Origin of the sequence: Paraburkholderia sp. LEh10, assembly GCF_017814945.1 — a bacterium.
GTDB lineage: Bacteria > Pseudomonadota > Gammaproteobacteria > Burkholderiales > Burkholderiaceae > Paraburkholderia.
This window is the reverse complement of the sequence record NZ_JAGIPX010000030.1, coordinates 1-10,384: the sequence shown is the minus strand read 5'-3', so window position 1 is coordinate 10,384 and position 10,384 is coordinate 1. Positions and strand designations below refer to the sequence as shown.

Annotated in this window: 10 protein-coding genes; 9 read left to right on the top strand and 1 reads right to left on the bottom strand. The window is 64.1% G+C overall.

Going from position 1 to position 10,384, the window contains the following annotated elements:
- Positions 1–83 precede the first annotated feature (83 nt).
- Positions 84–866, bottom strand: a complete 783-nt coding sequence (locus J8I87_RS23855) for an IclR family transcriptional regulator (protein ID WP_209934506.1) — start codon at positions 864–866, stop codon at positions 84–86.
- A gap of 398 nt (positions 867–1,264) precedes the next feature.
- Between J8I87_RS23855 and J8I87_RS23850 the strand changes: the two genes are divergently transcribed.
- The 9 genes from J8I87_RS23850 (at position 1,265) to J8I87_RS23810 (ending at position 10,097) form a co-directional block, all read left to right on the top strand.
- Positions 1,265–2,236 (top strand): sugar ABC transporter substrate-binding protein, encoded by a 972-nt coding sequence (locus J8I87_RS23850; protein WP_245254118.1) that lies wholly within the window; start codon positions 1,265–1,267, stop codon positions 2,234–2,236.
- A complete protein-coding gene (locus J8I87_RS23845) occupies positions 2,233–3,759 on the top strand; it encodes a sugar ABC transporter ATP-binding protein (RefSeq protein WP_209934433.1) in 1,527 nt (508 codons plus the stop codon). The genes J8I87_RS23850 and J8I87_RS23845 overlap by 4 nt, the downstream gene beginning before the upstream one ends.
- Entirely contained in the window at positions 3,749–4,780 is a 1,032-nt protein-coding gene (locus J8I87_RS23840; protein ID WP_209934432.1) for an ABC transporter permease, read from the top strand. Before J8I87_RS23845 ends, J8I87_RS23840 begins: the two co-directional genes overlap by 11 nt.
- Position 4,781: 1 nt before the next feature.
- A complete protein-coding gene (locus tag J8I87_RS23835) occupies positions 4,782–5,099 on the top strand; it encodes a UxaA family hydrolase (protein WP_209934431.1) in 318 nt (105 codons plus the stop codon).
- Between the two features lie 14 nt (positions 5,100–5,113).
- Positions 5,114–6,427, top strand: a complete 1,314-nt coding sequence (locus tag J8I87_RS23830; RefSeq protein WP_209934430.1) for a UxaA family hydrolase — start codon at positions 5,114–5,116, stop codon at positions 6,425–6,427.
- A gap of 43 nt (positions 6,428–6,470) precedes the next feature.
- Positions 6,471–7,511 (top strand): aldo/keto reductase, encoded by a 1,041-nt coding sequence (locus J8I87_RS23825; RefSeq protein WP_209934428.1) that lies wholly within the window; start codon positions 6,471–6,473, stop codon positions 7,509–7,511.
- A gap of 15 nt (positions 7,512–7,526) precedes the next feature.
- Positions 7,527–8,357: an amidohydrolase family protein gene (locus tag J8I87_RS23820; protein WP_209934427.1), complete on the top strand. Its 831-nt coding sequence runs from the start codon at positions 7,527–7,529 to the stop codon at positions 8,355–8,357.
- A gap of 89 nt (positions 8,358–8,446) precedes the next feature.
- Positions 8,447–9,190, top strand: coding sequence for an SDR family oxidoreductase (locus J8I87_RS23815; protein WP_209934426.1), 744 nt, complete (start codon positions 8,447–8,449; stop codon positions 9,188–9,190).
- A gap of 58 nt (positions 9,191–9,248) precedes the next feature.
- A complete protein-coding gene (locus tag J8I87_RS23810; RefSeq protein ID WP_209934425.1) occupies positions 9,249–10,097 on the top strand; it encodes an ureidoglycolate lyase in 849 nt (282 codons plus the stop codon).
- The last annotated feature ends 287 nt before the right edge of the window (positions 10,098–10,384 follow it).

Genomic DNA, 10,384 nt, shown 5'->3' with positions numbered 1-10,384 from the left:
ACACCGGATGCCAGCGAAAGCGGCAAATAACGAATGCCAGCGATAGCGGCAAAACACCGAGCGATAGCGGCAAAAAATCCCCCTCAAGACTCCCCTGCCATCGACAACCCCTGCACCGTTTCCCGCAACATCTGCGTCACTTCATCCAGCGACGGCGCAACATACTCATCGATACGCCTGAGAAACGGACACGTCATCGCGGCAATCGCCTGACCCGAAGCGGTCAGCAGCGGAAACGTCAAGTCAGTGACACCAAAAATCTGCTGGCTGTCCTTCTTCGAATACCCCGCGGCGCGGATCGTCTCGCATGCAGCCTCGAGCGCGTCGTGATCGATCGTCACTTCGCCCTTGACCTTGGTGTGCTCGGCGAGCATGTGCTCGCGCTGCTCCGGCGTCTGGAACGCGAGCATCGTGCGCCCCGAACTCGTATCGATCAGGCCGACACGCGAGCCGAGCCGCACCGAAATGCCCCACGTACCCGGCCCGTCCACCTGCGCGATCACAAGCAGATTGCCTCGATCGTAGACAGCGAGATGGCACGACTGCTCGGCGTCCGTGGCGAAGCGCTGCATCAGCGGCAATGCCTCCGAAATCAGCCGGTTCATCGGCGGATGACGATGCGCCAACGCATATAGCTTCATGCTCAGCGAATACCGGTCACCGCCCGCCGAACGCACCACGTATTGGCGCGCGACCAGCCGCTCAAGCATCCGGTACATCTCGCTCGCGTTGCGCCCAAGCAGCTTCGTGATCTCGGCGCGCGTAAGGCCGCTCTTCTGCTCGGCGAGCAGTTCGAGTATGTCCAGCCCCTTGTCGAGCGCCGGCGCGCGATAGCGGTCGGCGTCTTCCTTGTCTTCCACGTCCATCGTCAGCAGTCGCGTTGCCAGTTGGTTTGCCTTTGTCATTCGCATCGATTATCGGGCGTCAAACGACAGTCACACAGAGCATCAAGCGCCAGGGAAAACACCCACGCATGTTGCGCCGCACTCTCCTTGACTTGCAAAAGTTCGTATATGAATAATACGTTCATTGGTGAATTAACGCACCGATGCCCAACATCAGTAAGCGCAGGTCGATCTACCCGGTTTGCCGGGGTTTTTTCTTCCCACAACGCGACATGCAACCGCCGTTGCATGGGATCGGAGCAGTCGCTGGCGCGCCCGCTCCGCTCGACAAGGAGACAAGCATGGGTTTCGCCAAGGAGCCGCGCGCGGCTCGCCGTTTTGTTCAGGGTGCGTTGCCGGCCGCCGTGGCCGCTGCGTGCATGGCCGGCATCACGTTCGGAACGGCGGCGCACGCGGCCGACGCGGGCAAGGTCGGTCTCGGCCTGCCGCTGCTCACGTCGCCGTTCTGGCAGTCGTACAACAACTATCTGCCGAAATACGCGAAGGAAATGGGCGTCGACATCCTCGCGCCCGTCAACTCGAACAACGACCCCGCGCAACAGATCACCGACATGAACAACATGGTGAATCTGGGTGCGAAGGGCATCGTCGTCGGGCCGATCGATTCGGCGGCGATCAGCCGCGCGTTGGATTCGGCCTCGGCGAAGAACGTCGCCGTCGTCGCCGTCGACGTCGCGCCGACGCAAGGCAAGGTCGCGATGGTCGTGCGCGCCGACAACCGCGCGTATGGCGAGAAGGCGTGCAAGTACATCGGCGAGCACGTCAAGTCGGGCAAGGTCGTGCAGATCATGGGCGATCTGGCGTCCGTCAACGGCCGCGACCGCTCGGAGGCATTCCGCGCGTGCCTGAAGAATTACCCGGCGCTGTCGCTGCTGGAGATTCCCGCGGGCTGGAAGGGCGACGTCGCGGCAAGTTCGCTCGACAGCCTGCTGACCGCGAACCCCGACGTGAAGGCGATCTACATGCAGGCAGGCGGCGTCTACCTGTCGCCGACGCTTCAGACGCTGCGCCGCAAGCAGATGCTCGTTCCGGCGGGCAGCGAAAAGCATGTCGTGATCGTCAGCAACGACGGCATCCCGCAAGAGTTCGACGCGATCCGCAAGGGCGAAATCGACGCGACCATCTCGCAGCCCGCCGACCTGTACGCGAAATACGGCCTGTACTACATGAAGGCCGCGCTCGCCGGGCAGACGTTCAAGCCGGGCCCGACGGATCACGGCAGCAACATCGTGCAGTTGCAGCCCGGCGTCCTCGAAGACCAGTTGCCCGCGCCGCTCGTGACGAAGGCGAATGTCGACGACAAAAACCTCTGGGGCAACACGCTGAAATGATCCACGACGCGAACGCATCCACGCACGCGGTCGTCGACGCGCTCGGCGTCGGCAAGCGCTTCGGCAGCCACGCGGCGCTGAGAGACGTCAGCATCCGGGTGATGCCCGGCGAGTCGCATGCGCTCGTCGGGCGCAATGGCGCGGGGAAATCGACGCTGGTGTCGATTCTCACGGGCCTGCGCAAGCCCGACACGGGCGAAGTGCGCTTCAACGGCGAACTCGCGCCGCCTGTCGCCGACCGCGATGCGTGGCGCGAACGCGTCGCGTGCGTCTATCAGCATTCGACGATCATCCGCGACCTCACCGTCGCGGAGAATCTGTTCATCAACCGGCAGCCGGCGCAGCGCGGCGTGATCGACTGGCGCGCAATGCGCCGCGATGCACGCGCGCTGCTCGATCACTGGAAGATCGACGTGCGCGAGGACGCACGCGCGGGCGATCTGAGCGTCGAGGCGCGGCAACTCGTCGAGATTGCGCGGGCGCTGTCCTACGGCGCGCGCTTCATCATTCTCGACGAGCCGACCGCGCAGCTCGACGGCGACGAAATCAAGCGGCTTTTCACGCGCATCGAAGAGTTGCAGCGCGAAGGCGTGACGTTCCTGTTCATCTCGCATCACTTGCAGGAGGTGTATGAGATCTGCCAGGCCGTCACGGTGCTGCGCGATGCAACGCATATCGTCAGTGCGCCCGTGTCCGCGTTGCCGCGCGAGCAGCTGATCGAAGCGATGACGGGCGAGCGCGGCGGACTGAACGTCACCGATGCGGCCTCGCGCGAGCCGTTGCCTTCCGATACCGCCGTCGCGCTGCAAGTCGAAGGACTCTCGGGCACGGACTACGAAGATGTCACGTTCGCGGTGAAGCGCGGCGAAGTCGTCGGGCTGACGGGCGCGACGAGCAGCGGCCGCACGTGCGTGGCCGAAGCGATCGCGGGATTGCGCAAGCCCCAGCGCGGCGCAATTCGTGTCGACGGCGCATTATTGCCTTTGGGCAATGTGCCCGCCGCATTGAAGCGCGGCATCGGCTGCGTGCCGAAGGACCGCCATCACGAAGGGCTCGTGCTCACGCAATCCGTCGCGGAAAACGCATCGATGACCATTGCGCGCATGCTCGGCAAGTTCGGCATCGCGCCGCCTTCGAAGAAGAACGCGTTCGGCAAGAAGATGATCGACGCGCTCGGCATCGTCGCGCAGGGACCGGAGCATGTGGTGTCGGGACTGTCGGGCGGCAATCAGCAGAAGGTCGTGATGGCCCGCGCGCTGGCGACCGATCCCGATGTGCTCGTGCTGATCGATCCGACCGCGGGTGTCGATGTGAAGTCGAAGGAAGCACTGCTGTCCGTCGTCGGTCGCGTGCGCGCGGAGGGCAAGTCAGTGATCGTCGCGTCGGGCGAGCTCGACGATCTGCGCGTGTGCGACCGCGTGCTGGTGATGTTCCGTGGCCGCATCGCGGCCGAGTTCGCGGCGGGGTGGCAAGACCACGACCTGATTGCATCCGTTGAAGGAGTCAGTCTCCATGAAGAATAGTGTTCCGGGCCCTGCATTCGCGCCGGCTCAGGGCGTGCTCGCGCGTGCCGCGCGTCCGCACATCGAGTTCGCGCGGCTGCGCGATCTTGCCTTGTTGCCCGCGCTCGCGTTGCTGCTCGTCATCGGCGCGCTCGTCAGCCCGAGCTTTCTGACGAAGGCGAATCTCATCAGCGTGCTCGGCGCGTCGGCGGCGCTCGCGCTCGTCGTTCTCGCCGAATCGCTGATCGTGCTGACGGGCAAGTTCGACCTCTCGCTCGAATCGACAGTCGGCATTGCGCCCGCGGCCGGCGCGATGCTCGTAATGCCCGCGGCTTCGGCGGGCTTCGGTTTCGAATGGCCGGCGGCAGCGGGCTTGCTCGCGATCGTCGTGACGGGCGCGGTGATCGGTTTTATCAACGGCTTTCTTGTCGTGCGCCTGCGGCTGAACGCGTTCATCGTGACGCTCGCGATGCTGATCGTGCTGCGCGGCATGCTGGTCGGCGCGACGAAGGGCGGCACGCTGTTCGACATGCCGCCGTCTTTCTTCGCGCTCGCGACGACGATCTTTCTCGGCCTGCCGTTGTCCGTGTGGCTCGCGGCTGTCGCGTTCGGGATCGCCGCATTCTTGCTGCGCTATCACCGGCTGGGCCGCGCGCTGTATGCGATCGGCGGCAATCCGGAAGCGGCGCGCGCGGCGGGCATTCGCGTCGAGCGCATCACGTGGGGCGTGTTCGTGCTCGGCAGCATTCTCGCGTCGATCGGCGGGCTCGTCGTGACGGGCTATGTCGGCGCGATCAACGCGAACCAGGGCAACGGGATGATCTTCACGGTATTCGCGGCGGCCGTGATCGGCGGCATTTCACTCGACGGCGGCAAAGGCACGATGCTCGGCGCGCTTTCCGGCGTGCTGCTGCTCGGCGTCGTGCAAAACCTGCTGACGCTCGCCCAGGTGCCGTCGTTCTGGATTCAGGCGATCTACGGCGCAATCATTCTCGGCTCGCTGATGGTGGCGCGCCTTGCCAGTGGCGAAGGACAAAACTGACATGATGCAGATGACCGATCCCCGTCTCATCCTGCTGAGCCCCGACGACAACTGCCTGATCGCCGCCGCGCGGCTCGAAGCGGGCACGCAGATCGACATCGAAGGCGAGCGCGTGACGCTCGCGAAGACGATCGAGCTCGGCCACAAGGTCGCGCGGCGCGCGCTGCATGCCGACGAAAAAGTGCTGCGCTACGGCGCGGCGATCGGCCACGTGACAGCCGATGTCGCGCGCGGCGAGCACCTGCATACGCACAACCTCGAAAGCGACTACCTGCCGACGTACACGCACGACGCAGGCCACGCATTCGTCCATCACTGATGCGAACCAAGATCATGAGCGACTTATCAGTAGCAAATGGAACCGCCGACGGCGATGCCTTGCAAGGCTATCTGCGCAGCGATGGACGCAAGGGCGTCCGCAATGTGGTCGCGGTCGCGTATCTGGTCGAATGCGCGCATCACGTCGCGCGCGAGATCGTCGCGCAGTTTCGTCCTTCATTCGATGCATTCGACGATCCTTGCGCAGAACATGAGCCGCCCGTTCATCTGATCGGCTTTCCGGGCTGCTATCCGAACAACTACGCCGAAAAGATGATGGAGCAGCTGACCACGCATCCGAACGTCGGCGCGGTGCTGTTCGTCTCGCTCGGCTGCGAGAGCATGAACAAGCACTATCTGGCCGACGCGGTGCGCGCAAGCGGCCGTCCCGTGCACGTGCTGACGATCCAGGAAAAAGGCGGCACGCGCAGCACGATCCAATACGGCGTCGACTGGGTGCGCGACGCGCGCGCCGAACTCGCGAAGCAGCGCAAGGTGCCGATGGCGCTGTCCGAACTCGTGATCGGCACGGTCTGCGGCGGGTCGGACGGCACCAGCGGCATCACGGCGAACCCTGCCGTGGGCCGCGCGTTCGACCGTTTCATCGAGCAGGACGCAACGTGCATCTTCGAAGAGACGGGCGAGCTGGTCGGCTGCGAGTTTCATATGAAAAGCCGCGCGGCGCGCGACGATCTCGGCGATGAAATCGTCGCCTGCGTGGCGAAGGCGGCACGCTATTACTCGATACTCGGCCACGGCAGCTTCGCCGTCGGCAACGCGGAGGGCGGACTGACCACACAGGAAGAGAAGTCGCTCGGCGCGTATGCGAAGAGCGGCGCCTCGCCGATTGTCGGCATCGTGAAGCCCGGCGACGTGCCGCCGACGGGCGGGCTCTATCTGCTCGACGTCGTGCCCGACGGCGAGCCGCGCTTCGGCTTTCCGAACATCAGCGACAACGCGGAGATCGCGGAACTGATCGCGTGCGGCGCGCATGTGATCCTGTTCACGACGGGGCGTGGCTCCGTGGTCGGCTCCGCGATCTCGCCCGTCATCAAGGTCTGCGCGAATCCGAACACCTATCGCAATCTGTCCGGCGACATGGATGTCGATGCAGGGCGTATCCTTGAAGGCCGCGCGACGCTCGACGAAGTGGGGCGCGAAGTATTCGAGCTGACGGTCGCCGTCGCGCGGGGCGCCGCGTCGAAATCCGAATCGCTCGGGCATCAGGAGTTTATTCTTACCTACAAGACGTTCGAGCCAGTCGGGCCGGCGTGCCTGCCGTCGAATGCGGCGCTGCCGCATCGGGTGGTCGGACTGGCGGCGCAGTGAGCGGATCATCGCGTTAAGCGCACAACATGAAGGGGACTCAGCAATGACGAACGCGGCAGGTTCAAACGCGCGCAAGCGGCGCAGCATTGGCGCTCGCGCGGTGCAAGTGACGGGCCTGGGTCTCGGCACTGCGCCGCTTGGCGGGCTTTATCGTGATCTCACCGATGACGAAGCGTTCGGCGCAGTAGAGGCTGCATGGGACGCGGGCGTGCGCTTCTTCGACACCGCGCCGCATTACGGGCACACGAAGGCCGAGCATCGTCTGGGTGACGCGCTGCGCCGTTACCCGCGCAGCGAATTCGTGCTGTCGACCAAGGTCGGCCGTCATTACGTGCCGCGCAAGAATCCGTACGACGGCAGCGAAGGCTGGCAAAACCCGCTGCCGTTCGAAGCAATCTATGACTACACGCGCGACGGCATCCTGCGTTCGTTCGAAGACAGCCAGCAGCGCATGGGCATCGTCGATATCGACATTCTTCTCGTGCATGACATCGGCGTCGTCACGCATGGCGAGCGCAACGCGCACTACTGGCAGCAGCTGACGCAAGGCGGCGGCTTTCGCGCACTCGACGATCTGCGCGCGCAAGGCGTCGTGAAGGCCGTGGGCCTCGGCGTCAACGAAGGTGCGGCGATACTCGATGCAATGCGCGAGTTCGATATCGATTGCGCGTTGCTCGCGGGCCGCTACACGCTGCTCGAACAGGCAACGCTCGACGATCTGCTGCCCGAATGCGAGAAGCGCAATGTCAGCATTCTGTTGGGCGGCGCGTTCAATTCGGGGATTCTCGCGCGCGGCGTCGAAGGCGATCTGAAGTTCAACTATGGCGAGGCGCCGAAGGAAGTAATCGAGCGCGTCGCGCGTCTGGAAGCGGTGTGCAAGGTGCATGGCGTGCCGCTCGCTGCAGCGGCGCTGCAGTTTCCGTATGCACATCCCGCCGTCGCGACCGTGCTGACGGGCGCGCGCAACGCGGGCGAACTGCGCGAGAATGTGGCTTCGTTCGACAAGCCGATTCCCGCTGAACTGTGGCAGGCGTTGCGCGACAAGGGCTTGCTCGATCCGCGCGCGCCCGTGCCGAAGAGCTAGCGGTTTAACGACATCATGCAAATCGACGCACACCAGCACTACTGGAATCCTGAACGCGGTGACTACGGCTGGCTGACGCCCGATCTCGCGCCCCTCTACCGCACGTTCGGTCCCGACGATCTCGCGCCGCTGCGCGAACGCGCGGGCATCGCGTGTACCGTGGTCGTGCAGGCCGCGCCGACTGTCGAAGAGACACGTTATCTGCTCGAACTCGCGCGCAATGAAGCATCGATTGCGGGCGTGGTCGGCTGGGTGCCGATGCTCGACGCAGACGCACCCGTGTTGATTGCCGAGCTTGCGCGCGAGCCGAAGTTCAAGGGCGTGCGTCCGATGCTGCAAGACCTGCCCGACGACGACTGGATTGCCAATCCCGCGTTGAAGCCCGCCGTCGATGCATTGATCGCCAATGATCTCGCCTTCGACGCGTTGATCTTCACGCGTCACGTCGATGCGCTGGAGACGTTCATCAGACGCTTTCCTCAATTGCGCATCGTCGTCGATCACGGCGCGAAGCCGCCCATCCGCGACGGCAGCGCGGGCTGGCACGCATGGGCCGAGGGCATCACGCGGCTCGCGCAACATCCGCATGTGCATTGCAAGCTGTCTGGGCTCGCGACGGAAGCCGCGCAAGGCTGGACGGAAGCGACGCTGCGTCCGTACGTCGATCATCTGCTTGCCGCATTCGGGCCGAAACGGTTGATGTGGGGCAGCGACTGGCCGGTGCTGAATCTGAACGGCGACTATCTGCTGTGGCATTCGATCGCCACGCTGCTGCTCGCGCAACTCTCCGACGCGGAACGCGATGCGATCTTCGGCGGCAATGCGTCAGCGTTCTATCGTCTCTGACTACGCCAATGAGATTTCCACGTTCACGCCGGTGAGCAGCCGCTGCAATACCCGGTATGACTCAAATGCCAATCCAACGGGAGCCGTAGATGATACAAAGACTGGCCGGCAAGACGGCCTTGATCACCGCCGCCGGACAAGGCATCGGACTTGCGACGGCCGAGCTTTTCGCGCGTGAAGGCGCGCGCGTCATCGCGACCGACATTCGCATCGACGCGCTAAAGGACAAGCCCGTCGAAGCGCGCAAGCTCGATGTGCTCGACGGCGCGGCGATCAAGGCGCTCGCCGACGAACTGGGCGCAATCGACGTGCTGTTCAATTGCGCCGGCTACGTGCACGCGGGCTCGATTCTCGAAGCAAGCGAGGAAGACTGGGACTTCGCATTCGATTTGAACGCGAAGGCGATGTACCGGATGATCCGCGCGTTTCTGCCCGCAATGTTGGAGAAGGGCGGCGGGTCGATCATCAACATGTCGTCGGCGGCATCGAGTGTGAAGGGCGTGCCGAACCGCTTCGTGTATGGCGCATCGAAGGCGGCCGTGATCGGGTTGACGAAGGCCGTTGCCGCGGATTTCGTCACGCGCGGCATACGCTGCAATGCGATCTGTCCGGGCACGGTACACTCGCCTTCGCTCGAAGAGCGCATCGCGGAACAGGCGAAGGCGCAAGGCTCGACGGTCGAGGCGGTGCACGCGGCGTTCGTCGCGCGCCAGCCGATGGGCCGCGTCGGCAAGCCAGAAGAGATCGCGGCGCTCGCGTTGTATCTGGCGTCGGACGAGTCGGCGTTCACGACGGGCCAGGCGCATGTGATCGACGGCGGCTGGTCGAACTGAACTGCATGGCATCGACATTCATGAACCACGGAATCACTGAACAGAGGAAACTGCAGCGATGAAACTGCTTCGTTATGGACCGAAAGGCCAGGAAAAGCCGGGCCTGCTGGATGCGCAAGGCAAGATTCGCGACCTGTCGAAGGTGGTCGCCGATATCAACGGCAGCACGCTGACGGACGCCGCGCTGGCGAAACTGCGCGAAGTCGATCCGGCGTCGCTGCCGGAGGTCGAAGGCAATCCGCGCATCGGGCCATGTGTCGGCAAGATCGGCAAGTTCGTGTGCATCGGCTTGAACTACGCGGACCATGCCGCTGAATCGAACCTGCCCGTGCCGACCGAGCCCGTCGTCTTCAACAAGTGGACGAGCGCGATCGTCGGTCCGAACGACGGCATCGAAATTCCGCGCGGCTCGAAGAAGACGGACTGGGAGGTGGAACTGGGCGTCGTCATCGGCAAGGAAGCGAAGTATGTCGACGAAGCGAATGCGCTCGACTATGTTGCCGGCTATTGCGTGATCAACGATGTGTCCGAGCGCGAATGGCAGATCGAGCGGGCTGGTCAATGGGACAAGGGCAAGGGCTTCGATACGTTCGGCCCGATCGGGCCGTGGGTCGTCACCCGCGACGAGGTGCCTGATCCGCAGAATTTGAAGCTGTGGCTCGAAGTGGATGGGCATCGCTATCAGAACGGCAGTACGAAGACGATGGTGTTCGGCGTCGCGAAGCTGGTGTCGTATCTGTCGCAGTGCATGAGCCTGCAGCCGGGCGACGTGATTTCGACGGGCACGCCGCCGGGCGTTGGGATGGGGGTGAAGCCCGAGCCTGTTTATCTGAAGGCGGGACAGACGGTTCGGCTTGGAATTGAAGGGCTCGGTGAGCAGCAGCAGAGAACGTATGGGGCGGAGTAGCGGGCGGGAGGTGTGCCGGCGGGAGGGTTGCCGGCGGCGCTGATTTTTTTGCGGTGCGGTTTGCTTTGGCCACTATGCGATGCGGTTTGGTTTTGCCGCTATCGCTGGCATCCGCGATGCGGTTTGGCTTGCCGTTTCGCGGGCATTCGCGATGTCGTTCGCCGTACCCTTGCGCGGGCGTTCGCGATGACGTTCGCCTGGCCCTGCGCGGGCATCCGCGATGCGCCTCGCGGCGCAGGCGTTGCCCCTGTGCGGGGCGGCACTTACTTTCTTTGCCGCCGCAAAGA

Bases quoted from the DNA above. Each gene is read 5' to 3' on its own strand.
- J8I87_RS23855 (WP_209934506.1), bottom strand. From the start codon at position 866: ATGGACGTGGAAGACAAGGAAGACGCCGACCGCTATCGCGCGCCGGCG.
- J8I87_RS23850 (WP_245254118.1), top strand. From the start codon at position 1,265: ATGGCCGGCATCACGTTCGGAACGGCGGCGCACGCGGCCGACGCGGGC.
- J8I87_RS23845 (WP_209934433.1), top strand. From the start codon at position 2,233: ATGATCCACGACGCGAACGCATCCACGCACGCGGTCGTCGACGCGCTC.
- J8I87_RS23840 (WP_209934432.1), top strand. From the start codon at position 3,749: ATGAAGAATAGTGTTCCGGGCCCTGCATTCGCGCCGGCTCAGGGCGTG.
- J8I87_RS23835 (WP_209934431.1), top strand. From the start codon at position 4,782: ATGATGCAGATGACCGATCCCCGTCTCATCCTGCTGAGCCCCGACGAC.
- J8I87_RS23830 (WP_209934430.1), top strand. From the start codon at position 5,114: ATGAGCGACTTATCAGTAGCAAATGGAACCGCCGACGGCGATGCCTTG.
- J8I87_RS23825 (WP_209934428.1), top strand. From the start codon at position 6,471: ATGACGAACGCGGCAGGTTCAAACGCGCGCAAGCGGCGCAGCATTGGC.
- J8I87_RS23820 (WP_209934427.1), top strand. From the start codon at position 7,527: ATGCAAATCGACGCACACCAGCACTACTGGAATCCTGAACGCGGTGAC.
- J8I87_RS23815 (WP_209934426.1), top strand. From the start codon at position 8,447: ATGATACAAAGACTGGCCGGCAAGACGGCCTTGATCACCGCCGCCGGA.
- J8I87_RS23810 (WP_209934425.1), top strand. From the start codon at position 9,249: ATGAAACTGCTTCGTTATGGACCGAAAGGCCAGGAAAAGCCGGGCCTG.